17 protein-coding genes, 1 tRNA gene and 1 pseudogene are annotated in these 17,101 nt (G+C 72.7%); 15 read left to right on the forward strand and 4 right to left on the reverse strand.

The features are described from left to right. Positions 1–69 precede the first annotated feature (69 nt). Positions 70–1,335 carry a sensor domain-containing protein gene (locus ACFZAX_RS07255; protein ID WP_390959938.1) on the reverse strand — a complete coding sequence of 422 codons (1,266 nt, stop codon included), beginning with the start codon at positions 1,333–1,335 and terminating at the stop codon, positions 70–72. A gap of 379 nt (positions 1,336–1,714) precedes the next feature. On the opposite strand from ACFZAX_RS07255, the gene ACFZAX_RS07260 reads away from it, so the two are divergent. The 14 genes from ACFZAX_RS07260 (at position 1,715) to ACFZAX_RS07325 (ending at position 14,653) form a co-directional block, all read left to right on the forward strand. Continuing rightward, positions 1,715–2,116 (forward strand): NADH-quinone oxidoreductase subunit A, encoded by a 402-nt coding sequence (locus ACFZAX_RS07260; protein WP_390960079.1) that lies wholly within the window; start codon positions 1,715–1,717, stop codon positions 2,114–2,116. Then, positions 2,107–2,763, forward strand: coding sequence for an NADH-quinone oxidoreductase subunit NuoB (locus tag ACFZAX_RS07265; protein WP_390959940.1), 657 nt, complete (start codon positions 2,107–2,109; stop codon positions 2,761–2,763). The genes ACFZAX_RS07260 and ACFZAX_RS07265 overlap by 10 nt, the downstream gene beginning before the upstream one ends. After that, the gene (locus ACFZAX_RS07270) at positions 2,760–4,043 is read left to right on the forward strand and encodes an NADH-quinone oxidoreductase subunit C (RefSeq protein ID WP_390959942.1); all 1,284 of its coding nucleotides are present in this window, start codon (positions 2,760–2,762) and stop codon (positions 4,041–4,043) included. Before ACFZAX_RS07265 ends, ACFZAX_RS07270 begins: the two co-directional genes overlap by 4 nt. Next, the gene (locus ACFZAX_RS07275) at positions 4,040–5,008 is read left to right on the forward strand and encodes an NADH-quinone oxidoreductase subunit H (protein ID WP_390959944.1); all 969 of its coding nucleotides are present in this window, start codon (positions 4,040–4,042) and stop codon (positions 5,006–5,008) included. The genes ACFZAX_RS07270 and ACFZAX_RS07275 overlap by 4 nt, the downstream gene beginning before the upstream one ends. Continuing rightward, the gene (locus ACFZAX_RS07280; protein WP_390959946.1) at positions 5,008–5,619 is read left to right on the forward strand and encodes a 4Fe-4S binding protein; all 612 of its coding nucleotides are present in this window, start codon (positions 5,008–5,010) and stop codon (positions 5,617–5,619) included. The genes ACFZAX_RS07275 and ACFZAX_RS07280 overlap by 1 nt, the downstream gene beginning before the upstream one ends. Further along, complete coding sequence (locus ACFZAX_RS07285; protein WP_390959948.1) at positions 5,616–6,365, forward strand: NADH-quinone oxidoreductase subunit J; 750 nt, start codon at positions 5,616–5,618, stop codon at positions 6,363–6,365. The genes ACFZAX_RS07280 and ACFZAX_RS07285 overlap by 4 nt, the downstream gene beginning before the upstream one ends. Beyond that, complete coding sequence (gene nuoK / locus ACFZAX_RS07290; protein ID WP_390959950.1) at positions 6,365–6,799, forward strand: NADH-quinone oxidoreductase subunit NuoK; 435 nt, start codon at positions 6,365–6,367, stop codon at positions 6,797–6,799. The genes ACFZAX_RS07285 and nuoK overlap by 1 nt, the downstream gene beginning before the upstream one ends. Beyond that, on the forward strand, positions 6,796–8,796 hold the full coding sequence (locus ACFZAX_RS07295; RefSeq protein ID WP_390959952.1) for an NADH-quinone oxidoreductase subunit L: 2,001 nt from the start codon (positions 6,796–6,798) through the stop codon (positions 8,794–8,796). The genes nuoK and ACFZAX_RS07295 overlap by 4 nt, the downstream gene beginning before the upstream one ends. Before the next feature lie 27 nt (positions 8,797–8,823). Beyond that, positions 8,824–10,545, forward strand: coding sequence for an NADH-quinone oxidoreductase subunit M (locus ACFZAX_RS07300; protein WP_390960080.1), 1,722 nt, complete (start codon positions 8,824–8,826; stop codon positions 10,543–10,545). Further along, a complete protein-coding gene (locus ACFZAX_RS07305) occupies positions 10,542–12,170 on the forward strand; it encodes a proton-conducting transporter membrane subunit (protein WP_390959954.1) in 1,629 nt (542 codons plus the stop codon). The genes ACFZAX_RS07300 and ACFZAX_RS07305 overlap by 4 nt, the downstream gene beginning before the upstream one ends. A gap of 145 nt (positions 12,171–12,315) precedes the next feature. Then, positions 12,316–12,813: an MscL family protein gene (locus ACFZAX_RS07310; RefSeq protein WP_390959956.1), complete on the forward strand. Its 498-nt coding sequence runs from the start codon at positions 12,316–12,318 to the stop codon at positions 12,811–12,813. 224 nt (positions 12,814–13,037) lie between these two features. Then, a complete protein-coding gene (gene htpX, locus ACFZAX_RS07315; RefSeq protein WP_390959958.1) occupies positions 13,038–13,901 on the forward strand; it encodes a zinc metalloprotease HtpX in 864 nt (287 codons plus the stop codon). Further along, entirely contained in the window at positions 13,898–14,290 is a 393-nt protein-coding gene (locus ACFZAX_RS07320; RefSeq protein ID WP_328721247.1) for a YccF domain-containing protein, read from the forward strand. The genes htpX and ACFZAX_RS07320 overlap by 4 nt, the downstream gene beginning before the upstream one ends. A gap of 90 nt (positions 14,291–14,380) precedes the next feature. Further along, on the forward strand, positions 14,381–14,653 hold the full coding sequence (locus ACFZAX_RS07325; RefSeq protein WP_327176228.1) for a GlsB/YeaQ/YmgE family stress response membrane protein: 273 nt from the start codon (positions 14,381–14,383) through the stop codon (positions 14,651–14,653). A gap of 21 nt (positions 14,654–14,674) precedes the next feature. Here ACFZAX_RS07325 and ACFZAX_RS07330 read toward each other — a convergent pair whose 3' ends face one another. From ACFZAX_RS07330 to ACFZAX_RS07340, 3 genes and pseudogenes are all read right to left on the reverse strand, one after another. Continuing rightward, positions 14,675–15,340, reverse strand: coding sequence for an alpha-ketoglutarate-dependent dioxygenase AlkB (locus tag ACFZAX_RS07330; protein WP_390959961.1), 666 nt, complete (start codon positions 15,338–15,340; stop codon positions 14,675–14,677). Between the two features lie 128 nt (positions 15,341–15,468). Then, a pseudogene (locus tag ACFZAX_RS07335) lies at positions 15,469–15,957 on the reverse strand (methylated-DNA--[protein]-cysteine S-methyltransferase); the annotation flags it as partial. A 237-nt stretch (positions 15,958–16,194) separates the two neighbouring features. Then, on the reverse strand, positions 16,195–16,683 hold the full coding sequence (locus ACFZAX_RS07340) for a YajQ family cyclic di-GMP-binding protein (RefSeq protein ID WP_275493775.1): 489 nt from the start codon (positions 16,681–16,683) through the stop codon (positions 16,195–16,197). A gap of 185 nt (positions 16,684–16,868) precedes the next feature. On the opposite strand from ACFZAX_RS07340, the gene ACFZAX_RS07345 reads away from it, so the two are divergent. After that, positions 16,869–16,950: transfer RNA gene (locus ACFZAX_RS07345), tRNA-Tyr, on the forward strand. The last annotated feature ends 151 nt before the right edge of the window (positions 16,951–17,101 follow it).

The raw sequence follows: 17,101 nt of genomic DNA on the forward strand, positions 1-17,101 counted from the left end.
TACGGAGGAGGGCCGGGGCGCACGCGCCCCGGCCCTCCTCGCCGCTTCCGGCTCCTGTTTCCGCCGGTGTCAGCCGGGGCCGGCCGCCCCGTCGCGCCACGGCAGCTCGGCGGTCACCGACGTCGGGCCGCCCTCCGGCGACTCCACGACCAGCAGACCGTCCACCGCGCCCAGCCGCTCCGACAGACCGGCCAGTCCCGTGCCGCCCCCGGTCCGCGCCCCGCCCTGCCCGTCGTCCCGTACCTGCAGCATCAGCCGGTCGCCCGCGCGCCACACGTCCACGGCGGCCGAGCGCGCCCGGCTGTGCTTGCTGACGTTCTGGAGGAGCTCGGAGACGGTGAAGTAGGCGATGCCCTCGATCGCCTGGGCCGGACGGCCCGGCAGATCGACGCCGACGGTGACGGGCACCGTGCACCGCGAGGCGATCGACGAGAGCGCCGCGTCCAGGCCCCGGTCGGTGAGGACGGCGGGATGGATGCCCCTGGCCAGGTCGCGGAGCTCCTGGAGGGCGACCTTCACCTCGCCGTGCGCCTCGTCGACCATCCGGGCCGCCGCCTCCGGATCGCCGGTGAGCTTCTCCTTCGCCAGCCCGAGGTCCATGGCGAGCGCCACCAGCCGGGCCTGGGCGCCGTCGTGCAGATCGCGTTCGATCCGGCGCAGGTCGGCCGCCGCCGTGTCCACCACCACACCCCGGTCCGACTCCAGCTCGGCGATCCGCCGCTCCAGCTCGTCGGAGGGCGCCAGCAGCGTCCGGACCATCGCGCGGTCCACGTTGGCGAGCGCCCGCGTCACATAGGGGAGCACCGGCCAGAGGACGAAGAAGCCGACCAGCGTCACGGTGAACGTCACCACGCCCCACGGCAATCGGATGAACGAATACAGCAGCGCCCGCCAGCCCACCGGATCGCCCAGCCCCGACCAGAGCCAGGCGAAGAACCCCTTCTCGCGGCGGGTCCGGGCGATCGCACCCGGCTCCCCCACATGGACCCCGAGCAGAACGCGGGCGCGGGCGCGCTCGAACCGGCCCAGCCCGCGCGAGCCCTGGATGCCGAGGGCGAGCAGCGGCAGCCCGATCACCGTGACGGAGAGCCCGGCACCCACACTGACCAGCACGACCGCGTAGACGAAGCCGATGATCGTGGTCAGCAGGTTCGCCAGCAGATGGGCGATCTCCTTCCACGTCCATACGTCGAGGGCCGGGCGCAGGCGGGGCGGCCGGAGGGCGTCCGGCCCGGAGACGCTCACCGAGGTGGTCTCGGCAGCGCTCTCGGCAGGGCTCTCGGCGGGGCTCTCGGCGGGTGGCTCGGGGGGTGGCTCGGAGGGGCTCGTCGTCATGCGTCCCAGCCTGCCGGTCCGACCCCCGCGCACGCCATGGGGCTCGTGGGTGCGAAGAAGTGGGGATAACCCCACCCCCGCCCCGGCCCCCACCACGCACCGCCGCCCCGGCCCTCACCATGCCCTGCCGCCCTGCCGCCCTGCCGCCCCGCCGCACCGCCGCACCCCGGCCCCCACCACGCACCGCCGTCCCGCCGCACCCCGGCCCGCTGCCGGACACCGCTGCCCCCGCCGCACCCCGCTGCCCCGGGCCCTGCCGCACGGCCGGCCCCCTCCCCGCCCGGGACGCGGCTGCTTACCGTCTCTTTAACAGGGCCTAGACTCCCGTGCGTACAGGTCGTCGAACGGTTCGAGGGAGCGAGGAACGGACGTGGCGGACGTGCCGGAACTGCCGGAGCCGACCGCTCTCGCGTCGGATTACTTCCACAGCTACTCGGTGGTCGGACTGCTCGCCCTCGTCGGCGTGCTCTTCGTCGCCGCCGCCTTCGGGGCGGCTCGCCTGCTCAGGCCCGTGGTGCCGACGCCCGAGAAACTTCTCACCTACGAGTGCGGCGTGGACCCCGTGGGGGAGGGCTGGGCACACACCCAGGTCCGCTACTACGTCTACGCCTTCCTCTACGTGATCTTCGCCGTCGACTCGGTCTTCCTCTTCCCCTGGGCGACCGTGTTCGCCGCGCCCGGATTCGGCGCGACCACCCTGGTGGAAATGTTCGTCTTCCTCGGCTTCCTCGCCGTGGGACTGCTCTACGCATGGAAGAAGGGCGTCCTCACATGGGCGTGACGAGCCTGCCGGCCCCCGAGCCGCAGCCCGCGACCGGAACGCAGGAGATGGTGACCGGCCCCGGGCCGGTCCCGCTGCCCGAGCCCAGGCGGCTCGGCGTGCTGTCCCGCCTCGCGCCGGAACCGATGAAGGTGGTCCTGAACTGGGGCCGCCGCTACAGCCTCTGGGTCTTCAACTTCGGCCTGGCCTGCTGCGCCATCGAGTTCATCGCCGCCTCGATGTCCCGCCACGACTTCATGCGGCTCGGCGTGATCCCCTTCGCCCCGGGCCCGCGCCAGGCCGACCTGATGGTCGTCTCGGGCACGGTGACGGACAAGATGGCCCCGGCCGTGAAGCGGCTGTACGAGCAGATGCCCGAGCCGAAGTACGTGATCAGTTTCGGCGCCTGCTCCAACTGCGGCGGCCCGTACTGGGACTCGTACTCCGTCACGAAGGGCGTCGACCAGATCATCCCCGTCGACGTGTACGTACCCGGCTGCCCGCCCCGGCCGGAGGCGCTGCTCCAGGGCATCCTCAAGCTCCAGGACCGGATCGCCCGCGAGTCCCTGGCGGAGCGTTACGCGACGGACCCCGCCGCACGGCCCTCGACCGCCGCGCTGACCAGCGGGCTGGTCGCCCCGCCCGCCGAGCCCGGGGAGTCGCGGTGAACGCTTCCGAGACCCCCGCGCACCTGTACGACCGGCTGCTCGACGCCGACGCGGCCACCGCCGCCGAGGCCGTCACCGGGCTCTTCGGCGAGGGGGCGACCGCCGCGTACGCGTACGACCTGCTCACCGTGGACGTACCCGCCGACACCTGGACCGCGGCGCTGGAGACCGCGCGCGACCGGCTCGGCTGCACCTACTTCGACTGGCTGAGCGCCGTCGACGAACCGGGCACCGGCTTCCAGGTCGGCGCCCACGTGGCCGCGCTCTCCACCGGTACGGTCCGGCGGCTGCTGGTCCGTACGACCGTCCCGCACGAGACGGCCGTACTGCCCAGCGCGATCGCCGTCTACGCGGGCGCCGCCTGGCACGAGCGCGAGACCCACGAGATGTTCGGCATCCGTTTCGAGGGCCACCCGCACCTGGTGCCCCTGCTGTTGCCCGAAGGCTTCGAGGGCCACCCGCTGCGCAAGGACTTCGTCCTCGCGGCCCGGGTCGCCAAGGCCTGGCCCGGCGCCAAGGAGCCCGGCGAGTCCGAGCACGGCGGGCCGAAGCGCCGCACCATGCTCCCGCCGGGCGTACCCGACCCCAACGAGTGGGGCCCGCTCAAGGGACAGCTGCCCCCCGCCCCGGCCCGCCCCGCTCGGGGCGCCCGCGCGGGCGCCGCCGCTGCCGGGGATCGACCGGTACGCCGAGCCCGCAGCGTCACCGAGGGCTCGGCGGGCCAGCGCACCACGCCCGCACCGCCGACGGCACCCCCGGCCGAATCCCCCGCGGCACCTCCGGCCGGACCGGACGCCCCGGCCCCGGAGGCCCCGGCCCCGACCGGGGCTCCGGGCGGGGTCGCCCCGGCCGAGGGCGCACCGGCCGCACGCCCCGCGCGCAGGTCCCGCAGCGTCTCGGCCGGTTCCGCCGGCCGGCGCGCGGAGAGCACCCCGGACGGTACGGAGACTCCCGCGACGGACACCGGGGCCACGCGCCGGACCGGCCCGGCGGCGGACTCCGGCGCCCCGGTGAGCCCGGCTCCGCGTCGGACGGCCGGAAACGCTGACGCCCCCTGGCACCACGCCCGCCCCGCGTTCGACGACGGAGCCGCGGCGGCGAAGCCCGTGGCGGAACCCGAGCCCGTGGTGGAACCCGAACCGGAACACCCGTCCGCAGAGCCCGCAGAGCCCGCAGAGCCCGCAGAGCCCGCAGAGCCCGCAGAGCCGGAAAGTCCCGAAGTGACCCCCGACGTGCCCGAAGACCCCGATCACCGTTCCTCCGGAGGCGATACCGCGTGAACGACGTACTCGACGTCGCCCTCCGGCTCCTCATCGTCTTCGTCGTCTTCCTGGTCTTCCCGCTCGTCGTCGGCCAGACCGAGCACAAGGTGATGGCGCACATGCAGGGCCGCCTCGGCCCCATGTACGCGGGCGGGTTCCACGGCTGGGCGCAGCTCGTCGCGGACGGGGTCAAGTTCGCGCAGAAGGAGGACGTGGTCCCGGCCGACGCCGACCGCCGCGTCTTCCAGCTCGCGCCCGCGGTGGCGCTGTTGCCGTACCTCCTGGTGGTGCTCGCCATCCCGGTCGGGCCCCAGGAAGGCGCGGTCGGCCAGGCCGTCGACGCGGGGATCTTCTTCGTGCTCGCCGTCATGGGGATCGGCGTCCTGGGCTCGCTGATGGCCGGGTGGGCCTCCGCCAACAAGTTCTCGCTGCTCGGCGGACTCCGTACCGCCGCCCAGCTCCTCGCGTACGAGCTGCCGATGCTGCTCGCCGCCGCCTCCGTGGCGATGGCCGCCGGGACGGTGTCGCTGCCCGGGATCGTGGACGCGTTCGAGTGGTGGTGGCTGCCCTGGCAGATCACCGGCGGCCTGATCTTCTTCGTCGCCGGGCTCGCCGAACTCCAGCGGCCCCCCTTCGACATGCCGGTGGCCGACTCGGAGATCATCTTCGGCGCCTACACCGAGTACACCGGACTGCGCTTCGCGCTCTTCCTGCTCGCCGAGTACGCCGGGATCGTCGTCCTGTGCGGCCTGACCACCGTGCTCTTCCTCGGCGGCTGGCACAGTCCGTTCGGCGGGGAGAGCCTCGGCTGGCTCTGGACCCTGGTGAAGACGGCGCTCCTCGCGTTCGTCGTCATCTGGCTGCGGGTCACCTTCCCGCGCCTGCGCGAGGACCAGCTCCAGAAGCTCGCCTGGACCACGCTCATCCCGCTCGCCCTCGCGCAGATCGCGCTCACCGGCATCGTGAAGGTGGCGATCAACTAGTGCCTCCGATCCCCGGCTCCGGCCTCGCCAAGGGTCTCGCCGTCACCCTGCGGACCATGACCAGGCGGACGGTCACCGCGCAGTACCCGGACGCGCAGCCCGAACTCCCGCCGCGCTCCCGAGGCGTCATCGGGCTGTTCGAGGAGAACTGCACGGTCTGCATGCTCTGCGCCCGCGAGTGCCCCGACTGGTGCATCTACATCGACTCGCACAAGGAGACGAGCCCGCCCGCCGCCCCCGGCGGACGCGAGCGTTCCCGCAACGTCCTCGACCGCTTCGCCATCGACTTCTCCCTCTGCATGTACTGCGGTATCTGCATCGAGGTCTGCCCCTTCGACGCCCTCTTCTGGTCGCCGGAGTTCGAGTACGCCGAGACGGACATCCGCGACCTCACCCACGAGCGCGACAAGCTCCGCGACTGGATGTGGACCGTGCCGGAGCCGCCCGCGCTCGACCCGGGCGCCGAGGAGCCGAAGGAGCTCGCCGCCGCTCGCAAGACGGCGGAGAAGCTCGACGCCCAGCGCGCCCAGGAAGCTCAGCGCGCCCAGGAGGAACAGGCGGAACAGGCGGCGCAGGCCGAGCAGCAGCGCGACCAGGAGGGCCAGGCATGATGCCCGCACTCGCCGCGAGCGCGGCGGCCCACCCCGGTTTCCTCTCCCCGTCCGGCGTCGAGATCGCGTTCGTCCTGGTCGGCCTGGTCACCCTCGGAGCGGCTCTCGTCTCCGTCACCACCCGTCAGCTGGTGCACGCCGCGCTCTGGCTCGTCGTCACGCTCGGCGGCCTCGCGGTCGAGTACCTCCTGCTGACGGCGGAGTTCATCGCCTGGGTCCAGGTGCTCATCTACGTCGGCTCCGTCGTGGTCCTCCTCCTCTTCGGCCTGATGCTCACCCGGGCCCCGATCGGCCGGTCGCCGGACGCCGACTCGGAGAACCGGTGGGTCGCGCTCGGCGTGGCCGCCGCCGCGGCGGCGGCCCTCGTCTGGGTCGTCGTGGACGCGTTCCGCACCACCTGGATCGGGCTCGACGGGCCCGCGCAGGGCTCCACCGCCGTCACCGGAACCTTCCTCTTCCGCCACTGGGTGCTGCCGTTCGAGGCGCTCTCCGTGCTGCTGCTCGCCGCCCTGGTGGGAGCGATCGTGCTGTCCCGCCGGGACCCCGAGACACGCGGCGCCCTCCCCGGCGCCCGCAGCAAGCCCGGACGCGGCAAGCCCGGCAGCCGTACGCCGGGAAGCCGCAAGCCGGGAAGCGGCAAGCCCGACCGCCGCCCGCCCGCCGCCACCGGGCGGGCTCGCGCCGGAGGCGCGGCCGGATCCACCGGCCCGTCCGCCCCCGACGCCCGCGAAGAAGGGACCAGCTGATGCACCTCGCCTATCCCGCCGTGCTCGCCGTCCTTCTCTTCTGCGTCGGCGTCTACGGCGTGCTCGCCCGCCGCAACGCGATCCTGGTCCTGATGTCCGTCGAGCTGATGCTCAACGCCGTCAACCTCAACCTGGTCGCCTTCGACGTCTGGCTCCGCGACTCGCTCCACGCCGGCCAGGCCCTCACCCTCTTCACCATCGCCATCGCCGCGGCCGAGATCGGCATCGGTCTGGCGATCGTGCTGGCCGTCTACCGCAACCGCGGCACCTCCGACGTCGACCGGCTCCGCGACACCGCCGAGACCGACGCCGCCGAGGCCCTCCCCGACGAGTGGGCCGGCGACGGCGAGCCCCTCGGCGAGGGCGCTCCCGGCACCACCGAAGACCCGGCCGACCCGGCGGGGAAGGCAAGGAAGACAGAGGCCACCGCGTGACCACCACGACCCTCGCGGTCCTCGTCCCCCTGCTGCCGTTCCTCGGGGCCGTCGCCGGGCTGCTGCTCGGCCGCACCGTCCCCGGGTTCGTCCGGCCGCTCGCCGTCCTCCCGGTGCTCGCCGCGGCCGTGCTCGCCGTGGTCGTCGCCGTCGGCCAGGGCGGTGGCCGGGCCATCGACGCCTCGACCCGGCTGACCCCCACCGGCTCGGTGCCGATCGACCTCGCCCTCCACCTGGACGGCTTCGCGGTGCTCGTCGCCGTGCTCGTCGGACTCGTCGCGACCTGCGTGCAGGTCTACTCGCTCGCGTACCTCCGCGACGACCCCCGCTACCCCTCCTACGCGGCGCTCGTCTCCCTCTTCACCTCCGCGATGCTGCTCGTCGTCTACTCCGGCGACCTGATGGTGCTGCTGGTCGGCTGGGAGGTCATGGGCATCTGCTCGTACTTCCTCGTCGGTCACTACTGGGAGACGCCCGAGGCGCGCGCCGCCTCCCTCAAGGCGTTCCTGGTCACCAAGCTCGGCGACGTCCCCTTCCTGATCGGCCTCTTCGCACTCGCCGCCGACACCGGCACCTTCCGCATCACCGGCATCCTCGGCGCGGTCGCGGGCGGCGGCCTCGACCACCCCACCGTCATCGCGCTGCTGCTGCTCGCCGGGGTGGCGGGCAAGTCCGCGCAGTTCCCGTTGCACACCTGGCTGCCCGACGCGATGGCCGGCCCGACACCCGTCTCCGCGCTGATCCACGCCGCGACGATGGTGGCCGCCGGGATCTACTTCGTGGCCCGGTTGCTGCCCGTCTTCGCCGCCTCCGGCGCCGCCCTCGTCGTCCTCTCCGTGATGGCCGCCGTCACGATGGTCGGCTCAGGGCTGGCCGCGCTGGCGCAGGACGACATCAAACGCGTACTCGCCTACTCGACCCTCGGCCAGCTCGGCTACATGGCCGGGGCGCTGGCCGTCGGCGACCGGGGGGCCGCCGTCTTCCACCTCCTGTCGCACGGCGCCTTCAAGGCCGTCCTCTTCCTCGCCGCCGGGGTCGTCATCCACGCCACCGGCACCAACTCGCTCGCCGCCATGTCCCGCATGGGCGGCCTGGCCAAGCGCATCCCCGACGCCTACTGGACGATGACCGTCGCCCTGCTGGCGCTGGCCGCGATCCCGCCGTTCGCCGGCTTCTTCTCCAAGGAAGCCGTCCTCGTCGCCGCCGAGCACACCGCCCTCGGCGACCGCCACGTCGCCCCGGCCGCCGCCGGCTGGACGATCCTGATCGCCGGGCTGCTGGCCGCCGTGCTCACCGCCGGATACGCCGTGCGGCTCTGGCTGCTCACCTTCCGGGGCCGCGGCCCCGCCGTGCCGGACCACGGCAGGCAGCCCGCCGCGATGACCTCCGTGCTCTGGGTGCTGGCCGTCCCCACTCTCGGCTTCGGCCTGACCGTCGGGGTGATCGGCGACTGGTTCGACGGGCACAGCCTCACCCCGACGCTGACCACCGCCGTCCTCTCCACGGGCGTCGGAGTCATCGGCGGACTCGTCACCTACGCGGCGTGGCGGCACACCACCGCGCACGCCGCGCTCCACCCCCTGGGCGCGGTCACCGCCCACCCGCGGGCCGAACCCGCCCTGGTGGAGGCCGAGGCCATCAGCGCCCACGCCGCCGTCCACGGCGACATCGCGGACGCCGCCGACCCGGCCGACCCCGGACGCCTGCTGCTCGGCCCCCTGCACGCCTCCGCAGCCGCCGGCTTCCACCTGGACGCCCTCTACTCACGGCTGTTCGTACGCCCCGTGCTCTCCGCCGCCCGCCTCGTCCGCTTCCTGGACCGCGAGGTCGTCGACACGTACGTACGCGGCTCGGGCACCACCGCACGGCTGCTCGGCACCGCCGTCCGCCGCGCCCAGACCGGCAACGCGCAGACCTACGTCTCCGCCCTGCTCGCCGGGTCACTCGTCCTGACGATCGCCGTCGTCGTCTATGCCAACGTCAACGCCGGGGCGTGAACCGTGATCGATATCAGCCCGTCCGTGATGCAGGCCCTGCTGGCACTGGCCGTCGTCGGCCCGCTGGTGGGCGCCGTCACCGCCCTGCTCCCCGCCCCGCCCGGGCTGAAGGGCCGTGACCCCGACCAGGCCGTGCTCCGCCACGGCGTGACCGTGACCGGCGTGATCCTCCTCGTCACCCTGGCGCTGGCGGCCGGCTTCGACCGCGACCACGCGTCGACGACGCAGGCCACCACCGACATCGGCTGGATCCCGGCGCTGGACGTCCGCATCCACCTCGGCATCGACGGCATCTCTCTCCCCCTGGTCGTCCTCACCGCGCTCCTGACCTTCCTCTGCGCGCTGTACAGCTACTTCAAGATGCCCGCGGGCCCGTCCCCGAGGGCTTTCGTCGCCCTGATCCTGCTGCTGGAGTCCGGCACGCTGGCGACCTTCGCCGTGCTGGACCTGCTGCTCTTCTTCCTCGCCTTCGAGATGGTCCTCATCCCGATGTACTTCCTCATCGCCCGCTGGGGCGGCGAGGGCAAGCAGGCCGCGGCCTCGAAATTCGTCCTCTACACGGTGCTCGGATCCGTGGTCATGCTGCTCGGACTGCTGCTCGTGGGACTGGACGGCGGCACCTTCGACATGGTGGCACTCGCCACGGACAACGGCCGCGGCCTCTCCACGTCCGTGCAGGTCATCGCCGTTCTGGCGATCGGGATCGGGCTCGCGGTGAAGACCCCGATGTGGCCGCTGCACAGCTGGCTCCCCGACGCGCACACCGCCGCCCCCACGGTCGGCTCGGTACTGCTGGCGGGCGTGATGCTGAAGATGGGCACGTACGGATTCGTCCGCGTGCTCCTGCCGATCGCCCCCGAGGGCATGCACACCTTCGCGCCGTACCTCGGCGCCCTCGCGGTCGCCGGGATCGTCTACGGATCGCTCGCCTGCCTCGCTCTCGCCCGTCCGGGCGCCAAGGGCGACCTCAAGCGCCTGATCGCGTACTCCTCCGTCGGCCACATGGGCTTCGTGCTCCTCGGCATCGCCTCGATGACCCCCACCGGCGTGAACGGCGCGCTCTTCGCCAACATCGCCCACGGCCTCATCACCGGCCTGCTGTTCTTCCTCGTCGGCGCGGTGAAGGACCGTCACGGCACCGCCGACCTCGACACCCTCGCCGGGGCCACCGGCGCCGCCCTCTACGGCCGCGCGCCCCGCCTCGGCGCCCTGCTCGCCTTCGCCGCCGTGGCCTCCCTCGGGCTCCCCGGCCTCGCCGGGTTCTGGGGCGAGATGCTCACCCTGTTCGGCGCCTTCGACCCGGCCGGAGGCCTCAGCCGCCCCGCCTTCCTGACGTTCACGGCGATCGGCGCGTTCGGCACCCTGCTCACCGCCGCGTACATGCTCGTCGTGGTCCGCCGGGTCTGCATGGGCGAACCCCCCGCGCGCCCGGGCGGCGGCACCGGCCTCGGCGCCGGCGGAATGCCGGGGAGCCGGCCCGCGGCCCCCACGGCGACCGCGGTGGCCACGGTCACCGAAGCGGTCACCGCCACCGAAGCGGTCGCCACCGCGGAGTCCGTCGCCACCACGGAGTCCGTCTCCATCGCGGAGGCCGCCGCCACCGCGGAGATCGCGGACGTCCGCCCGTACGAGTTCGCCGCCTGGACCCCGCTCGTCGCCCTCACCGTCCTCGCCGGACTCTGGCCCGCCGTCCTCCTGGGACTCACCGACCCGGCCGTGCAGAAGCTCCTCGCAGGAGGCAAGTCGTGATCACGGACCTCGTGACCGCCGCCGCCGAAGCGGCCCCGGGCCCCGCAACGACGGGCCCGGCCGGAGCGACGCAGGTGGAGTCGGCCGCCGGACTCGTCCAGTCCGTCGACTGGCTCGCCGTCGCGCCTCCCCTCGTCGTCGCGGTGCTGGCCCTCGCCGTCCTCGTCGCCGACCTCTTCCTCGCCGAGCGCCACAAACCGCTCCTCGGGTACGCCACCGTCGCCGGGCTCGTCGTCGCCCTCGCCTTCCTGGTCCCGCTGCTGGGCGGCCACCGCTCCACCTTCTGCGTGGACGCCACCGCCCCCGGCGCGGGACGGGCGTGCAGCTACACCGCCGACGGCTTCGCCCTCGTCATCCAGGCCCTGGTCCTCGCCGGGGCGCTGCTCACCGCGCTGCTCTCGCTCGACGACACCCGGAAGCTGCCCGCCGGCGAGTTCTGGTTCCTGCTGCTCTCCTCGGCCTCCGGCGCGGCGCTGCTGCCCGCCTCCCGCGACCTGATCACCCTCGTCGTCGCCCTGGAAGTCGCCTCGCTCCCCGCCTTCGCCCTCGTCGGCATCAAGCGCGGCGACCGCCGCTCCTCCGAGGCGGCCCTCAAGTTCTTCCTGTCGTCCGTCACCGCGACCGCCGTGATGCTCCTCGGCGTCAGCTTCGTGTACGCGGCCACCGGCACCACCCACCTCACCGAACTGGCCGAGGCCCTCGACGACGTACCCGCCCGGTTCACCACCCTCGCGGCGACGGGCGTGGCGCTCACCCTCGTCGGCTTCGCCTTCAAGACCGCCGCCGCGCCCTTCCACTTCTGGGTCCCCGACACCTACGTCGGCGCCCCGCTGCCCATCGCCGCGTACCTCTCCGTCGTCGGCAAGGCGGTCGGCTTCTCGGGCCTGATCCTGGTCACCGTGCTCGCCTTCCCCGCCTACGCGGACGTGTGGGGACCGGCCCTCGCCGTCCTCGCCGCGCTCACCATGACCGTCGGCAACGTCGCCGCCCTCCGCCAGGACCCCGCCCGCTCCCGCAGCGCCGTACGCCTGCTCGCCTGGTCCTCCGTCGGCCAGGCCGGCTACCTCCTGGTGCCGGTCGCCGCGGGCGCGTACACCGACGACCTGCAAGCGGGCTCCACCGTCGCGTACGCCCTGATGTACGCCGTGGTGAACCTCGGCGCCTTCGCGGTCGCCGCGCTCGTCGCCCGTACGAGCCCCGGCAACCGCCTCACCGACTACCGCGGCCTCCACGCCCGCAGCCCGCTGACCGCCCTGGCGCTGGCCTTCTTCCTGCTCTGCCTGGCCGGCCTGCCGCCGGGCATCATCGGCCTCTTCGCCAAGGTCACCGTCTTCCGGTCCGCCGTCGACGCGGGCCTGGGCTGGCTCGCCGTCGTGATGGCCGCCAACGTGGTGATCGCCCTCGCCTACTACCTCAAGTGGACCGCGCTGCTCTTCCGGGGCGCGGAGGCCGCCCCGAGCCCGGCGGAAGCCGCCCCGGCCGCCTCCCCGGTGGCCGCGGAGGGCCGTACGGCCGCCGCCCCGGCCCCCCTCGTCGCCGCGCTCGTCCTCACCACCGCCGCCGCGCTCGTCCTCTCCGGGGCGCCGCAGATCGTTCTGAGGTTCGCCGGCGGAATGCTTTTCTGACGGTTCCCGGACCTCCGTCCCGGCCCTCACCTCACGGGTTTGCCCCGGCGGGCCGGGACAGGGCAGGGTCTCCGTGCAGACATCACGCACCGGGCGCGGGACCCGGTGCGAAGAGCGCGACGAGCGGAACGAGGGAGACAGCGCAGTGCTGAACGGATTCAAGGACTTCATCCTGCGGGGCAACGTCATCTCCATGGCGATCGGCCTCGCCGTGGGAGCGGCCTTCACCGCCGTCGTCACCGGATTCAGCAACGCGTTCATCGTGCCGCTCATCGGCGTCATCACCCGGGGCACCGGCGACTTCAACAAGGCGTCGTTCGACGTCGAGGGCGTCACGTTCCCCTACGGCCTCTTCATCGCCGCGGCCATCGCCTTCGTCATCACCGCCGCCGTGCTCTACTTCTGCGTCGTCGTCCCCATGCAGAAGGTCCAGGACCGCTTCACCGCGAAGAAGACCGACGAGCCCGCCGACATCAAGGCGGCCCTGCGCGACTGCCCGCGCTGCTACACCGCCATCCCGGCCATCGCCTCGCGCTGCGGCCACTGCACCAGCGAGGTCGAGCCCGACCCGGCCGCCGTGGCGCTCGCCGAGCAGATCACCGGGAAGCCCGCGGGCAGCCAGAAGCTCCCCGCCCAGCGCTGACGGCCTCCGGAGCCCGCGCACGGCCCCCGCGGCCACCCGTACGGCTCACCCAGGGGTTTTCCCGCCCCTCCGCCGCCGTTCAGCCGCGCGGGCCCCGCCCTCCGGGCCCGCGCACAAGGGAACTAGCTCACCTCGCCTGGCGTTGACCAGAGCGGGAAGTTCCACTGAGAAGTGGACCCCTATCGAGCAAGGGTTCCCCTGCTGCACCATTTGGAGGGCGTACCGTGCACCGCCGGCACAACGGGCTCAAGACCGCCGTACTCCTCGGCGGCCTGTCCGCACTGATCATCGTCATCGGCAGCTTCTTCGGGCGTACGGGCCTGATCGTCGCGCTCCTCGTGGCGGTCGCCACCAACGCCTACGCGTACTGGAACAGCGACAAGCTGGCCCTGCGGGCGATGCGGGCGCGGCCCGTCAGCGAGTTCGAGGCCCCCACGATCTACCGCATCGTGCGCGAGCTCTCCACCGCCGCCCGCCAGCCGATGCCCCGGCTCTACATCTCGCCCACCCAGGCACCCAACGCCTTCGCCACCGGACGCAACCCGCGCAACGCCGCCGTCTGCTGCACCGACGGCATCCTCCAGATCCTGGACGAACGCGAACTGCGCGGGGTCCTCGGCCACGAGCTGAGCCACGTCTACAACCGCGACATCCTGATCTCCTCCGTAGCCGGAGCACTCGCCTCCGTCGTGATGTTCCTGGTCAACTTCGCCTGGCTGATCCCGGTCGGCCGCTCCAGCGACGACGAGGGGCCCGGCATCTTCGGCCTGCTCCTCGTGATGATCCTGGGCCCGCTCGCCGCCTCCGTCATCCAGCTCGCCGTGAGCCGCTCCCGCGAATACGAGGCCGACGCCTCCGGAGCCCAGCTCACCGGCGACCCGCTCGCCCTGGCGAGCGCCCTGGCCAAACTCGACGCGGGCACCAAACAGCTCCCGCTGCCGCCCGAGCCGCGCATCGAGACCGCGAGCCACATGATGATCGCGAACCCGTTCCGGCCCGGCCAGGGTCTGTCCAAGATGTTCTCCACGCATCCGCCGATGGCGGAGCGCATCGCCCGACTAGAGAAGATGGCAGGTCATCGACCGTGAAGACGATCCTGAACGTCATATGGCTGGTCCTGTGCGGGTTCTGGATGTGCCTCGGCTACCTCGCCGCCGGTCTCGTCCTCTGCATCACGATCATCGGCATCCCCTTCGGCGTGGCCGCGTTCCGTATCGGCCTCTACGCCCTCTGGCCGTTCGGCTACATGGTGGTCGACCGACGCGACGCGGGCGGCGCCTCCTGCGTCGGCAACGTCCTCTGGCTGGTCCTCGCCGGGTGGTGGCTGGCGCTCGGCCACATCGTGACCGGCATCGCGCTCTTCGTCACCATCATCGGCATCCCGCTGGCCATCGCGAACTTCAAGCTGATCCCGGTGTCGCTGATGCCGTTCGGCAAGGAGGTCGTCCCCACCGACCAGCCCTTCGCCGCCCGGTAGCGACGGCCCCTCGGCCGGACCCGCCGGGCAACCGATCCGACCCCGCGCGCGTCCCTGGTTCCGTAACCAGGAAAGGGGTAGGCGGGTCACATGGGCATCATCGCGTGGATCATCCTCGGGCTTGTCGCCGGAGTCATAGCCAAGGTCCTGCTGCCGGGACGCGATCCCGGCGGCATCATCATCACGACCCTCATCGGGATCGCCGGAGCGTTCGTCGGGGGCTGGCTCTCCGCGAAGTTCCTCGACCGTCCCATCAACGACGACTTCTTCGACCTCGCCACCTGGGTGGCCGCCATCGCGGGCTCCCTGGTGCTGCTCATCGTCTACCGGCTGCTCTTCGGCAACTCACGCGAACGCCGCTGACCCGCCCTGCCCACCCGCCGGTCACCGGTCGTCGAGACCGGTCTCCCGCAGCGTCAGATTGAGCCGGCCGGCCCGCATCCCCGTATCCGGGCCGGCCGTCCCCGGGTACACCTTCGGCACCCCGTGGAAGGCGAACCGCGACGGGCCGCCGAACACGAAGAGATCACCGGACTCCAGCTCCACGTCCGTCCAGGGACGCCCCCGGTCCTCCGTGTTACCGAACCGGAAGACACAGGTGTCGCCGATGCTGAGCGACACCACCGGGGCCCCGGAGAGCTCCTCCCGGTCCTGGTGCATGCCCATCCGGGCCGTGGCGTCGTAGAAGTTCACCAGCCCCGCGTCCGGCGCGTACGCCCGCCCCGCGGTCTCGTCCTCGTACGCCTCGGCCACCGCCGCCCGGCCCAGCTCGGCCAGCCACCGGGGGAAGTCCGCGACCCGGGCGCCGTTCACGTCGTCGGCGGTGCGGACGTAGCGGTACGGCCGCCAGTGCCACCCCAGGCAGACCGTCCGCACCGACATCACCCCGCCGCCCGGCAGCTCCGTGTGCCGCAGCGGCACCGGCCCCCGCGCCCATTCCCGGCAGGCCACCACCAGCTCCCGCTGCCGCTCGGCCGACAGCCACCCCGGCACGTGCACCGCGCCGGGAGCGACGGTCCGCCGTTCCCTCGGAAACAGTCCCGTCGGCACGGTCAGCGCCGCCCGGCCGCGTTCCGCCCGGCCGCGTTCCGCCCGGCCGCGTTCCGCCCGGCCGCGTTCCGCCCGGCCGCGTTCCGCCCGGGCTCCCGCTCCGCCGCGCCCTCCGTCGCCCGGCCGTCGGCCCAGGCGCCCTCGAACGTCAGCAGTCGCTCCTTGCGCCCCGGCCCGCCCGCGTACCCGCGCAACGAACCGTCCGCGCCGATCACCCGGTGGCACGGCCGCACCACCAGCAGCGGATTCCGCCCGATCGCGGTGCCCACGGCCCGCACCCCGGCCCCCGCGACGCCGACCCGCTCCGCCACCCAGCCGTACGACACCGTCCTGCCGTACGGGATCTCCTCCAGAGCCCCCCAGACCCGACGCTGGAACTCCGTCCCCGCCCCCGGCGCGTACGGCAGCTCGAAACGCGTCAGCCGCCCCGCGAAATACGCCGAGAGCTGTGCCCGGACCTCCGCGAGGGCCTCCGGCGCCTCCCGCCACCCCGCCAGGACGACCGCCCCGCCCTTCTGCTCCGGTACGGACACGGAGAGCAGGCCCCCGGACGCCTCGTCGCCGACGAGCAGCAGCTCGCCCAGCGGGCTGTCGAACCTCGTGTACACCGTGCCCATCGACCGCCATCCCTCTCGCGCGCCACCCGGGCCCGAAGTGGTCCCGGTGGTGGCCCCGTACCTACGAGTCTGCGCCACCGGCGCACGACCCGGCTGGCGGAAATCCGACATCAGGCATCCGGCTCACGCGTCCCGCGCCCGGACACGGCTCACGGCGGTGCCGGGAACGACACCGCCGTGGGGAACCTCGTGGGGAGCCTCAGGACGCGAGCGGGAGGACGGGCGACAGCCCGCCCGTCACCGGTAGTTGACGTACTGCAGGGCGAAGTCGAAGTCCTTGCCCTTGAGCAGCGCCTGGACGGCCTGGAGGTCGTCGCGGCTCTTCGAGCTGACCCGCAGCTCGTCGCCCTGGACCTGCGCCTTGACGCCCTTGGGGCCCTCGTCGCGGATGACCTTGGCGACCTTCTTGGCGTTCTCCTGGGAGATGCCTTCCTCGATGGTGGCGAAGATCTTGTACTCCTTGCCGGAGAGCTGCGGCTCGCCCGCGTCCAGCGACTTCAGCGAGATCCCGCGCTTGATCAGCTTGGTCTCGAAGATGTCGAGGATCGCCTTGACGCGCTCCTCGCCGTTCGCCTCCATCAGGATCTTCTCGCCGGACCAGGCGATCGACGCGCCGGTGCCCTTGAAGTCGTAGCGCTGGGAGATCTCCTTGGCGGCCTGGTTGAGGGCGTTGTCGACCTCCTGCCGCTCGACCTTCGAGACGATGTCGAAACTGGAGTCGGCCATGACGTGTGGCTCCTTGCGTCGTGATCGTGCGTAAGCGTGGGATGCAATGCGGTGCAGGAGAAAGCCTAAAGGCTGACCGTGCGTCCGGACGCTGATCAATCGAGTGGCGGAGCACCCCTGAGCATCGGGTATCGTTTACGTCGTCGCCAAGGAGTTCCCCAGCGGGGCTTCGAAGTGATGTTCGAGGCGGTGTGCCCGAGTGGCCAAAGGGAGCAGACTGTAAATCTGCCGGCTCAGCCTACCCAGGTTCGAACCCTGGCGCCGCCACCGAACGGGAAGCCCCCGTCCACAGCAATGTGGGCGGGGGCTTCCTTCATGTCGGGGGCTTCCTTCATGTCCGGGGGTTCTCCTGTCGGGGCCCGCCGCGGATCACGCGTGGTCCCGCGGCGGACCTTCCGTACGCCCGCCGCGGGCCCCG

This window comes from Streptomyces sp. NPDC008125, assembly GCF_042957125.1.
Classification (GTDB): Bacteria; Actinomycetota; Actinomycetes; order Streptomycetales; family Streptomycetaceae; genus Streptomyces.